Source organism: Mucilaginibacter daejeonensis, from assembly GCF_020783335.1.
Classification (GTDB): domain Bacteria; phylum Bacteroidota; class Bacteroidia; order Sphingobacteriales; family Sphingobacteriaceae; genus Mucilaginibacter; species Mucilaginibacter daejeonensis.
The window spans coordinates 1,387,064-1,406,518 of the sequence record NZ_CP086068.1; the positions used below are offsets into that span (position 1 = coordinate 1,387,064).

Below are 19,455 nucleotides of genomic sequence, written 5' to 3' on the forward strand. Positions count from 1 at the left end.
GATAATGAAAGATAAACGCATAAGCCTTACGGCGATAACCATAGTAGCATCACTTGGTGGGTTCTTATTTGGCTTTGATATGGCCGTGATATCAGGTGTCCTGCCGCTCATTAAGGTACAGTTCGGTCTATCGGCGGTACAGGAGGGGTGGTTCGTATCGTCAGCACTCATAGGTTGTATATTGGGCGTGGCCTTATCAGGCGAGCTAAGTGACAGGTTCGGTCGTCGTAAGCTGATGTTGCTCTCGGCAACGCTATTCCTGCTGTCTGCCTTGGGTTGCGCTTTAATGCCTAATTTATCGCTCATTGTTGTCTCACGGTTGATCGGCGGGACAGGCATTGGTATCGCCAGCAATGTTGTTCCTTTATATATCTCCGAAATAGCGCCGGCCAACATTCGCGGCCGGCTGGTCACCTATTATCAACTGGCCATAACCCTTGGCATACTGGTGGCATATTTGACCAACGCCTTGCTGGTCAACTATGCCGCCGATAGTGTAACACAGACATTATTGATCAGGGAAACATGGCGTGCCATGCTCGGATTAGGCGCTATACCAGCCGTTGCTTTCTTAAGTGGTTTGTTCACGGTACCTGAAAGTCCTCGATGGCTTATGCAAAAGGGCCGAACCCATGAAGCGCTGCAGATATTGAACGCAATTGCGGGTCATGAACCCAGCGAAGCCCAAGGGAATAAAGGTGACGTATCGCCTCAAGGCACTTATAAAGAATTGTTCGCGCCTGGTATGCGGAAAGCATTGCTGATCGGCATTTTGTTACCATTGTTCTCACAATTCAGTGGCATCAATGCGATAGTGTATTATGGCCCGAGTATATTAAGTAGTGCAGGGATCTCATTAAGTAACTCATTGATCAGCCAGATCATTTTTGGAGCTGCTAATATGTTATTCACCTTATTCGCGATATGGAAGGTGGATAGCTGGGGGAGAAGGCCCTTATACCTGTACGGAACGGCCGGTGCTGCTATTACGCTAGCTGCAACGGGTTATTGTTTTTATGCTGGCCACACCAACAGTGTCTGGTTGTTGATATGCGTGTTATCATTCCTTGCCTTCTTTGCTTTCTCGATAGGCCCGTTGAAATTTGTAGTGGCCTCAGAGATATTTCCTAACGCTATTCGTGGCCGTGCCTTAGCGATAAGTATCATGACCATGTGGATAGCCGACACCATCGTAGGCCAGCTAACGCCCGTCTTACTTAAGGATCTTGGCAGCGCAGGCACGTTCTGGTTCTTTGCCTTTTTCTGTATAGTTGCTTTTATGGTAGTTTATAAATTACTGCCTGAAACAAAAGGACGGTCACTTGAGCACATCGAGAACTACTGGAGATCAAAAGGACTGAACGCCAGTGAACAACAAAGCCCTGACCAGCACATTCCTATACATTGATGGCAATATTCGGTTATTAGCCTTTGCTAACATGTATATTCTTATTATTCAAGTATTCGGAATCTTTAAACACCATACTTGATCGTTTTACCGCGAATTATTCAGTAGTAAACTAGAATAACGCATGATCAGGTCGTTATTAATACAACGTTATAATTACGGAATGATCACTGCGTCACCTGATCTTGATATGGTCTAAGCTTCATTTCCGACCCACCTCACTCAAACTCCTCTTTTTTCATTATCATTGTATACCAATATTTGAACTGACCGTTCGGTGTACCCCTGATGATGAGAGTTTTGAGGCTCGTGCTTTTCCTTTGGCTGATCAGCTTTTGGCTGTCGGGTGGTTATTGTTTCGCTACGCAAGCTGTAAAATATCTGGGTATCGAACAGGGGCTGTCTAATAATGCGGTTACCTGTATCTACAAAGATCATTATGGTTTCATGTGGTTCGGCACATATGATGGACTGAACAGGTATGATGGCGAAAAATTTAAAGTGTTCCGCGGTCAATGGGGAAACCCAAATTCGCTCAATTCTGACCATATCACTGCTATTACCGAGGGCTTTAACAAGATCTTTGTAGGGACCTTTAAAGGGGTGGTCTTTTACGACGAAACATCTGCCAACTTCACTTCTCTATATTATAAAGATACAAAAGGGCAATATCGCAAGGTTAGCTCGGGCATCAATGCATTAGTTACTTCAAATGCAGGAACGGTATTCATTGCAACGGAGAGCAATGGCTTGTTGGCCTATAAGGGACAACGTAACCTTTGTGATCAGGTCCAATTTGCCGGCACTACATCGTATACGGTACAAGCATTGACCGTTGGTAAGGATGGTCAACTATGGCTTTTCATCAAGGATGTGGGGCTTTGCAGGTATGACAAGCGCAATGGCAGGATCCAATTGGTCAACGCTCAATTAAAATTAGCCAATTGCCTATCGCTAACCGAAGATGCAGATATGCTGATCGGGACCGAGGGGGGGCTGTTCGTTTATCATAGTAACACTGGGAAGCTTGAAAAGGCATTCAACGGTACACTTAAATTATCTAACAATAATGTATTTGATCTGAAGGCGGATAAAAGTGGCGACCTCTGGATCGCTACTAACGGAGGTGGGGTCAACATCAGGAACAAGCGCACCGGCAATATCACTTATTTGACGCCAGGGCAGGGGCAGGGCTCCTTACGCAGTGGCGCTATCAGTGCCATTTACGAGGATGAGATGTCGAGGAAGTGGGTCGCTACGTTGCGTGGCGGGGTGAACATGATCGAAAGTAATGATGATCACCCGTTCGAGGTATACCGTCATGACCCCTTCAATAACAACAGCGTGATCAACAACTTTATCATTTCCTTTTGTCAGGATGGGCCCAACGGTGTGTGGATCGGTACTGATGGAGGAGGTATGAGCTATTGGGGCCGCCAAGCTAATACATACAAGAGTTATGTTCACACCGGCTCGGCTAATTCATTGAGCAGCAACTTTGTAGTAAGTGTATTGAAAGATTATACGGGTAAGCTTTGGGTAGCAAGTTATAATGGTGGCATTGATCTGCTTGATAAAGCTTCAGGAACTTTCAAACATTACACCTGCTACAACACCGCTGCCCGAACCGTAGATAAGAACTTATGGAAGCTGTATGAAGATCAGCAAGGAGAGCTGTGGGCAGGCACCACCAGGGGAGGGGCGCTGTACCGTTACGACCGGACCGCTGATCAGTTCGAACTTTTTGATAAGAACATCACGAACATCCATGCGCTTGTAGCGGATAAAAATACATTGTGGGCAGGTAATTACACTCAACTGTTCAAGATCGACCTACAGAGCCATAAATACCGAACGATCCCTATCGGCAATGCGATACGTACGCTGGCTATTGACAAGCGAGATCGATTATGGATAGGTACAGAAGGAGGAGGCTTACTACTTTATAACACAGGCACAAATACAAGTAAACGCTATACACAGGCCGACGGCTTGCCGAGTAATGCCATACTCAATATCCTGATCGATGACAACGATGATCTTTGGTGCAGCACCTACAATGGCTTGAGCCAATTTAAGCAAAGGACCGGCAAATTTGTTAATTACAAAGCCTCCGATGGGTTGCAAAGCGATCAGTTCAACTATAATGCTGCACTCAAACTAAGTTCGGGCGATATGCTTTTTGGTGGGATCAATGGGTTCAACCTATTCAACCCTGACAGCGTAAGCTCGGTGAGTCACACGCCATCCTTACGGCTTACTGAACTAAAGATCAACAATACGGTGGTCAGCGGGAACAGCCGGTATACCCACGGTCGACCGATAGCTGATGTTCAGCAGATCAACATTCCTTACAATGAGGCTACGCTTGCGGTAGATTACAGTGCGTTGGAGTATTCACTCCCCGATAAGATCAACTACGCTTATTTTTTAGAAGGATGGGATAATGGATGGAACGAGGTAGGGAAGCTGAAGACGGCTTATTATACGCGTTTGAACGAAGGACACTACACCTTGAAGATCAAGGCTACCAACACACAAGGCGTGTGGGATGGCAAAATGTTGATCATCCAGGTGAACGTGCTGCCGCCATGGTATCGTACATGGTGGGCTTATTTGTTGTACGTCACTTTCGCTTCCTTATTAGGATATAAGTTATGGTCGTACCGTTCAAGGCAGGCAAGGCTGAAATTCGAGATCGAGGTGGCCAATATGGCGATCGAACGCGAAAAGGAGTTGAATGAGAAGAAGCTATCTTTTTTCACCAATGTCTCTCACGAGTTCCGCACTCCGCTTACACTGATCATCAACCCGATAAAGGACCTTTTGAATAAAAGTAAGGAAGGAACCGAGGAGCTTAATGTGGTATATCGCAACGCCAGGCGTTTGTTAGGGTTGGTAGATCACCTTCTGTTGTTTAGAAAGGCCGAAAGCGACAACGCACAAATGAAGATAAGCAAGGTCGACTTCGTGACCCTTTGCAACGAGGTCTTTCTGTGTTTTACTCAGCAGCTTAAAGCTAAACGACTGACCTACGAGCTAAAATGTGACAAAGACGACATCGAACTCTACCTCGACCATGAAAAGATCGAGATCGCGTTATTTAACCTGATCTCAAATGCTGTCAAGTTCACTCCGGAAGGTGGGAACATCAGTATCATGATCGAGGAGGACGAGCAGAATGCATTTTTCAAGATAACGGATAATGGTATCGGTATAGCTATTGATGTAGGCGATAAGCTGTTCAGTAAGTTTTATCAGGTGAGGGAGAAGAACTACTTCAAGACAGGTTTCGGCATTGGCCTTTACTTGGTGAAAGTGTTCATCGATCAGCACAAGGGGAATATTAGCTATCATAACAATCCGACAGGCGGTACAACATTCGTATTGTCGATACCCAAAGGTAAGGCGCATTTTGCTGGAGAGCAAGTATGTACGGATATCTCCTTTGATAAAGAACATGTGACCGCTTTAATAGATCAGGATCAGAAAGAAGTGGTCACCAAAGAGGAGGAGATGATAGACCTTGGCTTGATGCTTTCCAACAAACGTTCGGTAGTGATCATTGATGATAACGATCAGATGCGTACGTACATTAAAAAGCTCTTCTCATCAGACTACAAGGTATTCGAAGCTAATACTGCGTTAAAAGGCCTGGAGCTGATAAGAGCGCATTTGCCAGACGTCATTATTAGCGATATCGTGATGGAGGAGATGGACGGGTTGGAGCTTTGTAAAGCTGTAAAAGGAGATATGACGATCAATCATATCCCGATCATATTGCTAACTGGCGACGCCACGCCTGAGATCATGCTGCAAAGTATGGAGGGAGGTGCGGTAGACTTCATCAGTAAGCCATTCCAAAGCGAGGTGCTGATGGCGCGTGTTAAGAGTGTGCTCAGGAGCAGATCAGAGCTACAAAACTACTTCTATAAGGAGGTAACGCTCAATAACACGACTCGTAACGTATCAGAAGAGAACAAAGATTTCCTATATCATTGTATTAGTATCATCGAGGCGCATTTGACCAATGAAAGATTTGATGTAGAGACCCTGGCCAAACAGGTCAATATGAGTTATCCTACGCTTTTGAAAAAGATCAAGGGGATAACCGGTCAATCGGTCAATCATTTCATACGCTTTGTGAGATTGCGCAAAGCAGCGGAGCTATTGATCCATACCAATTGCAACGTAAATGATGCAGCCTATCGTACTGGTTTTGTCGATATCAAATATTTTAGAGAGCACTTCAACAAGCAGTTCGGCGTCAATCCTTCCGAGTTCATTAAGAAGCATCGCTATAACTTTCAGACCGCCTATAAGCTTCAAAAATAAGGCCCCGGTCGTCATGTTGACTTGACATAAATAGCGTCTCATCGCATTCTTCGCTGTGATTCTTCTAAACCTCAAAAAAGCCTGTTTTTGAGCCGAATTAAAGTATGCTGATGAAAATACACCCCTTAAATTAACAATTTAGCCCCCTACTACGGGTGCCATTTTCAGCGTTCTTTGTTGCTGTCCGGCAGGTATTCAAGCTGATCGGTCAACTGATCTTAAACCCAATTTAATTCATGAGAAACACTGAACGCAGCTGCCCGCCCCGGGTCGGCATTACCCTGTATTGCTACGGATAAACCACATCCGTCCCCCAGCACCATTTAAAGACCAATAACAAACCAATTCATTATTATGAGTAAAAAATTTACCCTGATCATTTATTTGATACTAATCTTCACTGCTGTAATGAGCGGCGCCAGTATCGATCTGCAAGCCCAAACTACGTCCTATACCGTTAAAGGTACCGTTACGGATGACAAGGGTGCCGCATTACCAGGAGCCACTGTAAAGGTCAACGGATCATCATCGGGCTCTGTAACAGATGTTAACGGCGTATTTAGCATCAACTTGAACGGTCCGGCCACACTGACCGTATCGTTCATTGGCCTTGCTTCAAAAGAGGTACAAGTTACCAGTGCTACCAAGACCATCACCGTGGCCTTGTCTGACAATGGCAAGCAATTGAACGATGTAGTGGTAGTAGGTTACGGTACACAGAAAAGATCTGATATCACCGGTTCGGTAGCTTCAGTGCCTAAGCAACGTTTAGGACAATTACCTGTAACCAACGTACTGCAAGCCATCGAGGGTACAGTGCCAGGTGTGAACATCACCACAACCTCTTCTGTTCCTGGCAGGCAGCCATCTGTGACCATCCGTGGCCAGAACTCGATAACGGCTTCATCTGGTCCGTTCATCGTAGTGGATGGTATACCACTAAGCAAGAGCGGTGGCTCGTTGAATGATATCAACCCTAATGACATCGCGTCTGTCGAGGTGTTGAAAGATGCGTCGGCCGCAGCTATTTACGGTGCTAACGGTTCGCAAGGTGTTATCTTAGTGACCACCAAACGTGGTACTACCGGTAAGCCAGTGATCAGGTACACCGGATATGCAGGTTTCGAGAACCTTGGCCACATCCTTACGCCACGTGACCCGGCTTCATTCACTCAAAAATATCTTGATTACCTGTCGCAGAACAAGTTGCCTCAGCAGTTCCCGGAGCCTGTGTATAACAACACCGAAAGAGCGAATTATGCCGCAGGACGTACCATTGATTGGGTAAAAGAGACCACCCAACAAGGTATCATGCAAGATCACAACTTAAGCGTAAGTGGTGGTTCGCCAGACGTGAAATATTTTGTATCCGCCGATTACCTGAAACAAAAAGGTGTGATCAAAGGCTATCAATACAACCGGGTGAGCGTTAGATCTAATCTTGATGTGAACGTAACGGACTTTTTGACCGTAGGCACTAACCTTTATTTGGCTAATAACAACTACGACGGTGGCCGTGCTAATTTGCTTAATGCTACAGCGATGAGTCCTTACGGTAACTTGTACAATGCCGATGGCACCTACGTGATCTACCCGATGGCGCCAGAGCAACTGTACGTAAATCCATTGTTAGGTTTGACCACCAGCCAGATCAACCGTAGTGTGAACCTAAGCGGTAATGGCTATGCTGATGTGAAATTTGGTGGAATCTTTAAAGGACTTAGATATCGTTTGAACGCAGGTTATAATTACATTCCTACTCGCGTTAATAGTTATAGCGGTCGTTTGGCCAATACCCCTCTTGGTGCAGCTACAGCTTCCAACTCAGAGACCAATAGCTACACCATCGATAACCTGCTTTATTACACCCGTGATTTTGGTAAACACCACATCGACTTCACTGGTCTTTATACAGCTACGCAACGTAAATACTACGTTTCAGGTATCTCAGGTGTAGGTTACATCAACGATGAGCTATTATACAACCAGATCGGTATCGGTGCTACAGTATCAGGTTTGACCGTTAACAATAGCTATTCAGGCAGCTATGCAGATCGTTACGGCCTAAACTCTCAAATGGCCCGTTTGCTATACTCTTATGACGGTCGTTATGTGTTCACTGGTACCATCCGTCGTGATGGTTCATCAGTTTTCGGATCGAACACCTCAAAAACTGGTTACTTCCCTGCAGCAGCCTTAGCGTGGAATGTGAGCAACGAAGGCTTTATGAAAGGCTCTAACTTATTCAGCAACCTGAAGTTGCGTGCATCGTTCGGTAGAACAGGTAACGAGGCGATCGGTGTATATAGCACCATCACCACCGACGGTACCGTGCGCTTTCCATTCAATGGCACCAGCTATGTTGGTGTAGTGGCCAGCAACCTGGGTAACGGGAACTTACACTGGGAATCAACCTTACAGACCAACCTGGCCGCTGAGTTCGGTATTTTGAAGGACCGCATTAGTGGTGTGATCGAGGTTTATGACTCACGCACTTCAGGCCTGTTATTGAACAGGGCACTGCCACGCATCACTGGTTATGGTAGCATTGTTGACAACTTGGGTAAAGTAGGCAACAAAGGTATCGAGGTTACCCTGAACACCCGTAACGTTAACGGTCGTGATTTTAAGTGGGAGAGTGCCATCGTTTTCGCATCTAACAAGAACCGTATCATTGATCTTTATGGCGATGGTAAAGACGACCTGGGTAACAGATGGTTCATTGGCAAACCGATCAGTGTGATCTATGATTACAAAATGACCGGTGTTTGGCAAACAGGTGAGGATGTTTCTAAACAAGATCCTACAGCCAAACCAGGCGATCTTAAATTTGCCGACCTTAATGGAGATGGCAAGATAAGTGCAGAGTCTGACCGTATGATATTAGGGCAAACAGCTCCAAAATGGACCGGTGGCTTTACCAACACCTTCCGTTACAAGGACCTGAGCCTGGTAGTGTTCATACAGACCGCACAAGGCATGTTAAAGAACAACCCAGACTATAACTATGCTGATGAGTCGGGTCGTAGAAATACACCTGCCGCTATCGGTTACTGGACCCCGACCAATGGCAATAACGAATTTCAATCATTATCTTATACCAACACACGTGGTTACGGCTATCCGCACAATGCAAGCTATACCAGGCTGAAGGACGTCACGCTGACCTATAATGTACCGGTAAGGTTCATTGAAAAGGCCCACATCTCTGGCCTGAGCGTTTACTTGAGCGGTCGTAACTTGAAGACCTTCACCAATTGGATCGGCTGGGACCCAGAGAATAACTTCTCGACCAGGGGTTCAGGCGATTGGGTGAACAACTATCCACAAACACGCACCATTGTGTTCGGTGCTAACATTTCTTTAAAATAAGATAAACTGAAAAGACATGAAAAAATACTCGATCATATCCATATCAGCTATACTGGCCATATCGGCGTTCACTTCTTGTAAAAAGAGCTTTTTGGATGAAAAACCATATTCTTCTTATACTCCGCTTACACTATCCGATTCGTTGGGTGTGGAAGCTTCTGAAATAGGATTATATAATTTAACTACGGGTACGCTCACTTATTCGAGTGCACAAGGCTGGCCAAGTGTATGGCAGGTAGGTACCGACGTTGCCAACGCCACCGCCCAGCAACAAGGTATCGAGGTGCCTTACTATGATTATAATCAGCTGGGTTCTAACGATGGTGCAGCATCATTTATATGGCAACGTAATTATTCACTGATCAATAACACCAACGCGATCATTAGTGTGACCAGTAACTCGGCCAATACTAAGTTAGGTCCGGTGGGTAAAAGGCAAGCTGAGGCCGAAGCCAAGTTCTTCAGGGCTTATGCTTATAACAGTTTGGCTACACTTTTCGGACGTGTGCCGATCATCACGCAGCCATTGACCACGCCAAAGCTTGATTTTACCAGGGCATCTCTTGATGAGGTCAACACTCTCATCGTAAATGACCTTACCTATTCCATCACCAATCTGGCTGATCTTAATGCAGGTACTGGTCGCACCAACACGCAGGGCAGACCAGTGAGCAGAGCTAATAAGTATATGGCCATGCAATTACTGGCAGAGGCCTACCTGCGTATGGGCAAAAATGATCTGGCCGAAGCTCAGGCACAGGCGGTGATCAACAGCGGTAAGTTCAGCCTGATCAGGAACCGTTACGGCGTACGCGCCACTGGTGCCGGTGATTACTACTCAGACATGTTCGTATATGGTAATCAACGCAGATGGCAAGGTAACTCAGAAGCGATCTGGGTACTGGAGCAAGAGAACCCATCTACCGTGGTTGGTGGTAACGTTGATGCCGCTCAACAGCGTCGCGTTTGGACACCTGCTTACTACGCGATCCCAGGCATGCTTCCAGTGGATTCGTTAGGTGGACGCGGCATTGGTCGTTTGCGTTTGAGCAACTGGGTGTTGTACCGATTATATCAAAGCGGTGACATTCGTAACTCCCAATACAGCATCAGAAGGCGTTACTATTACAATGACCCCGCATTCCCGGCCTTGCTGGGCAAGCAGGTGCCATTCTCGGGTGCCGATACCTTGTTCCGGATCTGCCCGGCAACCACCAAATGGGGCGCTTTTGACCCGAACGATACATTTGGTTATGCCATGATCAAAGATTTTATCATGATGCGTTTAGGCGAGACCTACTTGTTACTGGCAGAGGCGCAGATCAAACAAGGTAAAACAGCTGAGGCTGCTAACACCATTAATGTACTGCGTACTCGTGCCAACGCACCACAAGTGACCGCCGCACAAATGAATCTGGACTTTTTGCTGGATGAGCGTGCACGTGAGCTGATCGGCGAAGAGAACCGCAGGATGACGCTAATGCGTACCGGTACGCTGGTGGATCGTGCGTTAAGACTTAACTCCAACGATGCGGCACGTCCTATAGCAGGTCTCACCTCAAAGAACTTGTTATTACCTATACCGCTTAGCGAGATACAGTTGAATAAGGACGCTGTTCTTGAACAAAATCCAGGTTATTGATAATACTTTATAAAGAAGGGGCAATGCCCCTTCTTTATATTTGATAAATGAAAGCATACCAACGATCCTTCTTTTTCTTCATGGCGTTACAGTTCTACGTAACGTCGTTGTGGGCTCAATCCGTAAGCACCATAGCCAGTGATGGCTGGGCCAATAACTCCGTCAATACGGTCATCTTTCGTCGTAATTCATTGGATACATTTGGTGGATGGCAGTATGCGGCCTATTATGACAAAGATCAGTATGTGATTTTAGCAAAAAGACGTACAGGTAGTAACAAGTGGACCGTTTCACGCACCAGTTACCAAGGTAATGCTACTGATGCACATCGCTCGATCAGTATGATCGTGGATGGGCATGGGTACATACATGTGGCCTGGGGACATCACAACGATCCGCTTAATTATGCTGTAAGCGTGGCGCCCGGTTCATTAAAGTTGAGTGCAAAGCGCGCTATGACCGGTGTTAGAGAAAACAAGCTGACCTATCCTGAATTTTACCATTTGGCGAACGGTGATGTATTGTTCACCTACCGTGACGGAGGTTCAGGCAATGGCAATTACTTGATGAATAAGTATAGCGTGGGCGCAAGGAAATGGAGCCGTGTGCAAGAAGACCTTATAGACGGTGAGGGGAAGCGAAATGCTTACTGTCAATTAGCGGTCGATCATAAAGGCGTTATAAACCTATCGTGGGTATGGCGTGAATCGCCTGATGTAGCCAGTAATCATGACCTGGCTTACGCTTGCTCAAAAGACGGGGGAAGGACCTGGCAACGCAGTAACGGTGAGAAATATCAGTTGCCTATCACGGCAGCCAATGCCGAGTATGCCTGTAAGATACCTCAACGTAGCGAGCTGATCAATCAAACCTCTATGACCACCGATGGTGATGGACATCCTTACATCGCTACCTATTGGCGTGATAGTGCTCGTACAATACCGCAGTATCATTTGGTATATCACGATGGGATGAAATGGAATATTAAGGATTTGACATTCCGTAGGTCCGCGTTCTCTCTAAGTGGTGGCGGTACCAAAAGCATACCCATTTCGAGGCCGCAGATCATTGCTTGGAAAAGGGGTAAGACCACAGCAGCGGCATTGATCTTCAGGGATGAAGAACGCGGCAGTAAGGTCTCATTGGCGGTAAATAAAGATCTGAAGAAAGATGTATGGAAGTTAGAGGATCTTGGCGGCGGGTCAGTAGGAGCATGGGAGCCTACCTACGATACCCGACTTTGGGATAATGATCGTATATTGAACCTTTTTGTACAAAAGGTTACCCAGATCGATGGTGAGGGTGTGGCCAATAGTACAGTTGAACCAGTACAGGTATGGCAGTGGATGCCACCTAAAACTAATTGACCGATCATGTTGAAAAGAAAAGTTTTATGGGTAGCTGGTATAGCTGCCTTCGCAATGGTGACCCTTGCCAATGCACAAACCAAACCGACGTTCAAGGCAGACAAGGCCTTACTAAAGACCATTGCGGCCGACATCCGTTTGGGTGATGAGCAGTACAAGCTGATGGCAAAAGAACTTGGACCCGACCGTTTCCCGAAGACCTATGACCCGAAGACCGACAGTTTAAAAACAAGCGGATCTGACTGGTGGTGCAGTGGTTTTTATCCTGGAACTTTATTGTACTTGTATAAGGAGACAAAGGATGAGGTACTGCTAACTGAGGCGGAGCGCATCATGAAAGTGCTTGAAAAGGAACAGTACAACAAAACTACCCATGACTTGGGCTTTATGATGTATTGTAGTTTTGGCAATGCACAAAAGATCGCGCCCAAGGCGGAATATAAGGATATCCTGTTGAATAGTGCCAGGTCACTGGCCAGCCGCTTCGACCCCAAGGTGGGGTGTATCAGATCGTGGGATTCCAAGCGTTCGGAGTACCTGGTCATCATCGATAACATGATGAATTTGGAACTGCTGTTCTGGGCAAGCAAAGTATCCGGTGATCCCACTTTCCGCAACATCGCGATCACGCACGCCAACACCACCATGAAACATCACTTCCGTCCTGACTTCAGCTCATACCATGTCATCAACTATGACCCGCAAACAGGCGCGGTACAGCAAAAGCGTACCGCTCAGGGTTATTCAGATGCATCAGCCTGGGCGCGTGGACAAGCTTGGGGGCTTTACGGTTACACCGTTATGTATCGCGAAACAAAGGACAAAAAATATTTGGATCAGGCACAACACATCGCTGAGTTCATCTTAACCAATCCCAACCTTCCAAAAGATAAGATACCGTACTGGGACTTCAACGCGCCTAATATACCTAATGCCTTACGGGATGCTTCGGCAGGTGCGGTGATGGCATCGGCGTTATTGGAGCTTTGTACTTATGTTCCAAAGGCGTCAGGTCAAAAATACTTCAATACTGCACAAACCATGGTACGTTCGTTGTCAGGTGCGCCGTATATATCCAAGCCGGGTACTAATGGAGGCTTTTTGTTAGGGCATAGCGTGGGTCACATTCCGCAAGGAACCGAAGTGGATGTGCCCCTTACTTATGCTGATTATTACTTTGTGGAATCAATGATCCGCTATAAAGCATTTGCCAAATAGATGAATAACGCTTTTAAAAGCTTATTGGTGATAGGGTGGTTGAGTTGTGTTTTAGTGCAACAAGGGGTCGCGCAAAATAAGAAAGGAAGTGTCGCAGCCACTCGCAAGATCTGGTTGAACTACCTAGATAAAGTAGCCAGACCAGTGATGCAAAATATCGCTGAAGGCAAATTAAAAGCAAATATGCCTGTATCGGTCGCGGCCAATTCTGATAACAAGGATGGTCGAAGCAAGGTAGCGTACTTAGAGGCATTCGGACGTACCATGAGTGGCATTGCTCCTTGGCTTCAGTTGGAAGGTGGTAATAAAGAGGAGATCAAGCTCAGGAACCAATATCGTGAATGGACATTGAGGGGTTTAGCCAATGCCACTGACCCGTCGAGTAAAGATTTTTTGGAGTGGAACGGCGGACAGCCTTTAGTGGATGCTTCGTTCCTGGCCATAGGGCTGATCAGATCGCCCTGGCTGTGGGAAAATTTAAATGATAAAGTGAGGCAACAGGTAGTCAACGCGTTTTTGATCACCCGTAATACACTCCCTGTTTACAGTAATTGGTTGCTGTTTAGCGGAGCTATTGAAGCTTTTTTTGATAGGTATGATATCCCCTATGATAAGCTCCGTATCGATTATGGTATAAAGGAGTTCACCCAGCACTGGTATGTGGGCGATGGTATGTACTCTGACGGCAATAGCTTTCACCTGGATTATTACAACAGTATCGTGATCCAGCCCTACTTAAGCGACATTTTAGGTGTTTTGGTGCTTAAACAAAAGGCTTATCAACGTGAGTCTGAAGATGTCAAGTTGATCGGTCAGCGCTACGCTCAGATATTGGAACGAATGATCAATGCCGATGGCTCTTATCCAGCTATCGGTCGCTCGATCGTTTATAGGGGAGGCGTTTTCCATCACCTCGCCAACGTCGCCTACAAAAAGCAGTTACCGGCGTCGTTGACTCCGGCACAGGTAAGAGATGGGCTTACTGCAGTGATCGAACGTACACTAAGTTCGACCACCACATTTACAAAAGAAGGATGGTTGAACGTAGGCCTTTACGGTCAGCAACCTGGTCTGGCCGATTTTTACATCACCACCGGGAGTTTGTACATCTGTGCCGACATTTTTCTACCGCTTGGACTTCCTGAAACCGATGAGTTCTGGTCGGCCGCACCACAACCCTGGACGGCTGTAAAGATCTGGAGTGGTCAGGATGTTGCCGCGGATCATGCACTCGAACTGAAAAAATAATATCCTGATATCAATGAGAACGTCAAAGCTGTTAGCCCTGCAACTCCTGATCTTAGTAAGCCTGTTCACAAGCGTTCGCATCGCATGTGCGCAACAGGCTCCTGCTAAGTTTACTCAATTTACGCCGGGCGCTATTTGGCCTGATAATAATGGTGTGCATATCAACGCTCATGGCGGCGGTATACTATATCAAAAAGGGAAGTATTATTGGTTCGGCGAACATAAGATAGAAAGTGGTGCGGGTAACCGGGCTATGGTGGGGGTACACTGCTATTCATCCAATGATCTTTATAACTGGAAGGATGAAGGTATAGCGCTGAAAGTATCGAACGATACCACTAGTGATATTGCTAAGGGTTGCATACTGGAGAGACCCAAAGTGATCTATAATGTCAAAACCAAAAAATATGTAATGTGGTTTCACCTCGAATTGCGTGGAAAGGGCTACAGTGCAGCCCGTGCTGGTGTGGCTACAGCCGATAAGGTTACCGGACCGTACACATTTATAAAAAGCTATAGACCGAACGCCGGGCGGATGCCCTTCTACCCAGCTGAAACGCTGGATAATGAAAGAGTCGATTGCACGCATCCAGCAAACAAGAGCGATGGCTTCTTCTGCCGAGACCTCCCAGGTGGACAAATGGCTCGGGACATGACCGTGTTCGTGGATGATGACCAGAAAGCTTACCATGTTTTCTCGTCTGAGGAGAACTTTACACTGCATTTGGCTGAACTGACAGATGATTATACCGGGCATACCGGCAAATTCATTCGTATCTACATCAACCACCAAACTGAAGCTCCTGCATTGTTCAAGCGTAAAGGACTTTATTACATGGTGGGTTCTGGTTGTACAGGTTGGGATCCCAACGCGGCACGCTGGTTCACCGCAAAGTCAATTTGGGGGCCATGGACCTTTCATGGTAATCCATGCAAAGGCGCTGGTGCCGATATCACTTATGGCGGCCAGAGCACACACGTGCTACCCGTAGCCGGCAAAAAGAACGCTTTCATTTTTATGGCCGACAAGTGGACACCTAAAAATGCCATCGACGGGAGGTATCTCTGGTTGCCGATCACCTTTAAAGGGGATGAAATGGAGATTAATTGGTCAGATAAATGGGGACTTAATGTTTTTGATAAGTAATATGAAGAAGATCCTTACGGTCGTCGCTTTAGCATTCACGTGTTCTTGCTCGTACGCGCAGGACAGCCTCATTACCAACGTTGGTGCACGAAAGAGTATAAGCTTAAACGGAACGTGGCAATATATCGTAGACCCATACGAGACGGGTTTTTACGACTATCGTTATAAAGAATTGAAGGAAGATAATGCTGAGGCATATTGGAATACTGATAAACAAGCTGATAAGACGGAGAAGAAGGAGCATGGTTACACTGCTAAGTATAGCATACAAGTACCTGGCGACTGGAACCATCAGAAGCCTGAATTCACTTATTATGAGGGAACGCTGTGGTACAAGAGGTCGTTCGATCATGAACTTGTATCTCCTGACAGAAGATACTTCCTATACTTCGGTGCAGTAAATTATCGTGCTGATGTGTATCTGAATGGCAAGAAGCTTGGAATGCATAAAGGTGGATTCACACCGTTCAACTTTGAGGTGCCTGCTGGTCTGTTGAAGCAAAAAGATAATTTCCTGGTGGTGAAAGTTGACAATAAACGTCACGCCGATGAGGTCCCGACACTCAATACAGATTGGTGGAACTATGGAGGTATCACTCGTGATGTCAAGTTGATAGAGGTGCCACAGAGCTTTATTCAGGATAAGATGATCCAGCTGAAAAGACCAACGCCGGGAAAAGCTCCATCTGCAACGCCTGAAGCCGGAGGATGGGTCAGGATAAACAACTTTAAACAAGGAGATGTGATCTACATCGAGATACCTGAATTAAAGTTCAAGAAGCAAGTACCAGCTTCAGGTACGATGACCAACATCGGTTTCAAGCTACCAAAAGTTCAGTTATGGGATACCGAACACCCGAAGCTGTATAAAGTGATTGTGTCGACCCGTACCGACAGGGTAGAGGATAAGATCGGGTTTCGTACTATCGAGGCCTTTGGCAAACAGGTATTGCTAAATGGTAAACCTATATTTATGCGAGGCATCAGCGTACACGGAGAGATAGCTCAGGAAGTGCGACGTGCAGCAGGATCGGAAGATGCCAAGAAATTAATCGGCGAGGCGCGTGAGTTAGGTTGCAACATGGTGCGTTTGGCTCACTACCCGCATGACGAGGCCATGACACGACTTACTGACTCTTTAGGAGTGCTGGTTTGGTCAGAGATACCGGTGTATTGGACCATCGATTTCAAGAATAAAGCAGTATTAGAAAAGGCTAAAGTTCAATTGAATGAAATGATCACTCGCGATCATGACCGGGCAAGCGTAATCATCTGGTCGGTAGGAAATGAGACACCGATCAGTCAAACCCGTACTGATTTCATGCACGAACTCATCAATGAGGCGCATAAGCTTGACCCAACACGGATGGTATCAGCGGCTTTGGAGGTCAATTACGCAGCGCTGAATAATGAGAATGTTATTGATGATCCGTTGGGCGCCTTTGTTGATCTGGTAGCCTTTAACGAATATTTAGGATGGTACGGTGGTTTACCCGATAAATGTAGAACTACTAATTGGAGTACTCCATATAATAAACCCTTGTTCATTAGTGAAACAGGAGCCGGTGCAAAAGGTGGGTTCCATGCTGACTCACTGACACGTTTTAGTGAGGAGTATCAAGAATGGTATTACAAGGAGCAGGTGGCCATGCTGAAGCGTATGCCTGACAATTACGTTGGTATCTCACCTTGGGTTCTCACCGACTTTAGGTCGCCTAAACGGAATAATCCGCTTTACCAAGAGGGGTGGAACCGTAAAGGTCTATATGACGATAAAGGAAATAAAAAGAAGGCATTTTATATCCTTCAGTCTTATTATAACGAGATCAAAAGAGCAAAGGCAATAAAGAAAAAATAACAGTTCTATAATATGCAAATTAAAATGAAATGGGTGTTGCTTTTAGCAGGTGCACTTGCATCGAACGTATTCAATAGCAACGCACAGACCAAACATGAGTTCAGCCTGGGAGATAATGCTTTCATGCTGGATGGAAAGCCGTTCCAAATGATCTCGGGCGAGATCCACTATCCTCGTGTACCTCGCGAAGCTTGGCGCTCACGATTGAAGATGGCGAAAGCAATGGGTTTAAATACGATAGGTACCTACGTGTTCTGGAATCTACACGAGCCACAAAAAGGAAAGTTCGATTTCACCGGTAACAATGATATCGTAGAATTCGTGAAGATCGCTCAGCAAGAAGGCTTATGGGTCATCCTTCGCCCCAGTCCTTACGTTTGTGCCGAATGGGAGTTCGGGGGCTATCCGTACTGGCTGTTAACTGAAAAAGGTTTAGTTGTGCGTAGCAAAGAGCAGCAGTACTTAAAAGAGTATGAAAGCTATATTAAAGAGGTGGGTAAACGATTAGCCCCGCTACAGGTCAATCACGGCGGTAATGTACTTATGGTACAGATCGAGAATGAGTATGGATCTTACGGTAGCGACAAGGAGTATTTAGCCATCAATCAGCGAATGTTCAAAGATGCCGGTTTCGATGGTCTATTATACACTTGTGACCCAGCGGACGACGCTAAGAATGGTCATTTGCCTGGCTTGCTTCCGGCTATCAACGGCTTAGATGATCCGAAGAAGGTAAAAGAACTTGTTAATAGCCTGCACAATGGCAAGGGTCCCTATTACATTGCTGAATGGTATCCGGCCTGGTTCGATTGGTGGGGAGCACCCCATCATACCATACCTGCCGAAAAATATGCTGGCCGTTTAGATTCGGTACTGTCAGCTGGTATATCTATCAACATGTACATGTTCCATGGTGGCACCACCCGCGGTTTTATGAACGGTGCGAATTATAAAGATACTTCCCCTTATGAACCACAGATCAGTAGCTACGATTATGACGCTCCACTGGATGAGGCTGGTAATCCTACTCCAAAGTTCATGAGCTTCAGAGACGTGATCGCCAAGCACTTGCCGGCAGGCGTCAAACTTCCACAAGTGCCTGCGAGTAAACCATCAATGAGTATTCCAACTATCAGTATGGGTCGTTCCATATCATTGATGAGTGTGCTACCTAAACCGGTAACAAATGTCACTCCACTTACGTTTGAAGATCTGAAGCAAGATTATGGTTACGTTCTGTACCGTACGAGGATCACAGGTGGTCGCAAAGGAATGCTCAAGTTAAGTGAACTTCGCGATTACGCCGTTGTGATGGTCAACGGAAAGATGATCGGCACGCTCGACCGTCGTTTGAAGCAAGATAGCCTCGAAGTTACTCTACCTAAAGGACCGGTGACGCTTGACCTTATGGTGGAAAATATGGGTCGGATAAACTTTGGCAAATATCTGCTGCAAAACAAAAAAGGTATAACCGAAAAAGTATTATTCAATCATAAAGAACTGAAAGGTTGGGAAATGTTCAGCTTGCCATTCGCAGACACGAAAGCTATCAAATTCAATTCACCATCCAAAATTATCGAAGGGCCGAGTATAAAGAAGGGAACTTTCACAGTGACCAAGCTTGACGATACCTATCTGGATATGACCAAATGGGGTAAAGGGGTTATTTGGGTGAACGGACATAACTTAGGTAAGTATTGGAGCATCGGTCCTCAACAGACCCTTTACCTGCCCGCTGAATGGCTTAAGAAGGGTGCGAATGAAATAATTGTTCTCGAGCTTTTGAAACCAGAAGCATCAATATTATCCGGCATCGAAAAGCCGATACTTGGCAAGCTTCAATGATCCAATTCGCCAGGC

Annotated in this window: 10 protein-coding genes; all 10 read left to right on the forward strand. The window is 46.1% G+C overall.

What is annotated here, in order from left to right:
• The first annotated feature begins 4 nt into the window (after positions 1-4).
• The 10 genes from LLH06_RS06020 to LLH06_RS06065 all read left to right on the forward strand — a co-directional run bounded on the left by LLH06_RS06020 (position 5) and on the right by LLH06_RS06065 (position 19,440).
• Entirely contained in the window at positions 5-1,408 is a 1,404-nt protein-coding gene (locus LLH06_RS06020) for a sugar porter family MFS transporter (protein ID WP_228172360.1), read from the forward strand.
• A 288-nt stretch (positions 1,409-1,696) separates the two neighbouring features.
• Positions 1,697-5,743, forward strand: coding sequence for a two-component regulator propeller domain-containing protein (locus LLH06_RS06025; protein WP_228172361.1), 4,047 nt, complete (start codon positions 1,697-1,699; stop codon positions 5,741-5,743).
• 354 nt (positions 5,744-6,097) lie between these two features.
• Positions 6,098-9,115, forward strand: a complete 3,018-nt coding sequence (locus LLH06_RS06030; protein ID WP_228172362.1) for a SusC/RagA family TonB-linked outer membrane protein — start codon at positions 6,098-6,100, stop codon at positions 9,113-9,115.
• Between the two features lie 16 nt (positions 9,116-9,131).
• Positions 9,132-10,757, forward strand: a complete 1,626-nt coding sequence (locus tag LLH06_RS06035; protein WP_228172363.1) for a RagB/SusD family nutrient uptake outer membrane protein — start codon at positions 9,132-9,134, stop codon at positions 10,755-10,757.
• Between the two features lie 47 nt (positions 10,758-10,804).
• Positions 10,805-12,124 carry a BNR repeat-containing protein gene (locus LLH06_RS06040; protein ID WP_228172364.1) on the forward strand — a complete coding sequence of 440 codons (1,320 nt, stop codon included), beginning with the start codon at positions 10,805-10,807 and terminating at the stop codon, positions 12,122-12,124.
• 6 nt (positions 12,125-12,130) lie between these two features.
• On the forward strand, positions 12,131-13,342 hold the full coding sequence (locus LLH06_RS06045) for a glycoside hydrolase family 88 protein (RefSeq protein ID WP_228172365.1): 1,212 nt from the start codon (positions 12,131-12,133) through the stop codon (positions 13,340-13,342).
• On the forward strand, positions 13,343-14,590 hold the full coding sequence (locus tag LLH06_RS06050) for a DUF2264 domain-containing protein (protein WP_228172366.1): 1,248 nt from the start codon (positions 13,343-13,345) through the stop codon (positions 14,588-14,590).
• A gap of 13 nt (positions 14,591-14,603) precedes the next feature.
• Positions 14,604-15,737 (forward strand): glycoside hydrolase family 43 protein, encoded by a 1,134-nt coding sequence (locus LLH06_RS06055; protein WP_228172367.1) that lies wholly within the window; start codon positions 14,604-14,606, stop codon positions 15,735-15,737.
• A 1-nt stretch (position 15,738) separates the two neighbouring features.
• Positions 15,739-17,595, forward strand: a complete 1,857-nt coding sequence (locus LLH06_RS06060) for a glycoside hydrolase family 2 protein (protein ID WP_228172368.1) — start codon at positions 15,739-15,741, stop codon at positions 17,593-17,595.
• A 12-nt stretch (positions 17,596-17,607) separates the two neighbouring features.
• A complete protein-coding gene (locus LLH06_RS06065; protein WP_228172369.1) occupies positions 17,608-19,440 on the forward strand; it encodes a glycoside hydrolase family 35 protein in 1,833 nt (610 codons plus the stop codon).
• Positions 19,441-19,455 lie beyond the last annotated feature (15 nt).

Coding starts and splice junctions, on each gene's coding strand:
- LLH06_RS06020 (WP_228172360.1), top strand. CDS start 5: ATGAAAGATAAACGCATAAGCCTTACGGCGATAACCATAGTAGCATCA.
- LLH06_RS06025 (WP_228172361.1), top strand. CDS start 1,697: ATGATGAGAGTTTTGAGGCTCGTGCTTTTCCTTTGGCTGATCAGCTTT.
- LLH06_RS06030 (WP_228172362.1), top strand. CDS start 6,098: ATGAGTAAAAAATTTACCCTGATCATTTATTTGATACTAATCTTCACT.
- LLH06_RS06035 (WP_228172363.1), top strand. CDS start 9,132: ATGAAAAAATACTCGATCATATCCATATCAGCTATACTGGCCATATCG.
- LLH06_RS06040 (WP_228172364.1), top strand. CDS start 10,805: ATGAAAGCATACCAACGATCCTTCTTTTTCTTCATGGCGTTACAGTTC.
- LLH06_RS06045 (WP_228172365.1), top strand. CDS start 12,131: ATGTTGAAAAGAAAAGTTTTATGGGTAGCTGGTATAGCTGCCTTCGCA.
- LLH06_RS06050 (WP_228172366.1), top strand. CDS start 13,343: ATGAATAACGCTTTTAAAAGCTTATTGGTGATAGGGTGGTTGAGTTGT.
- LLH06_RS06055 (WP_228172367.1), top strand. CDS start 14,604: ATGAGAACGTCAAAGCTGTTAGCCCTGCAACTCCTGATCTTAGTAAGC.
- LLH06_RS06060 (WP_228172368.1), top strand. CDS start 15,739: ATGAAGAAGATCCTTACGGTCGTCGCTTTAGCATTCACGTGTTCTTGC.
- LLH06_RS06065 (WP_228172369.1), top strand. CDS start 17,608: ATGCAAATTAAAATGAAATGGGTGTTGCTTTTAGCAGGTGCACTTGCA.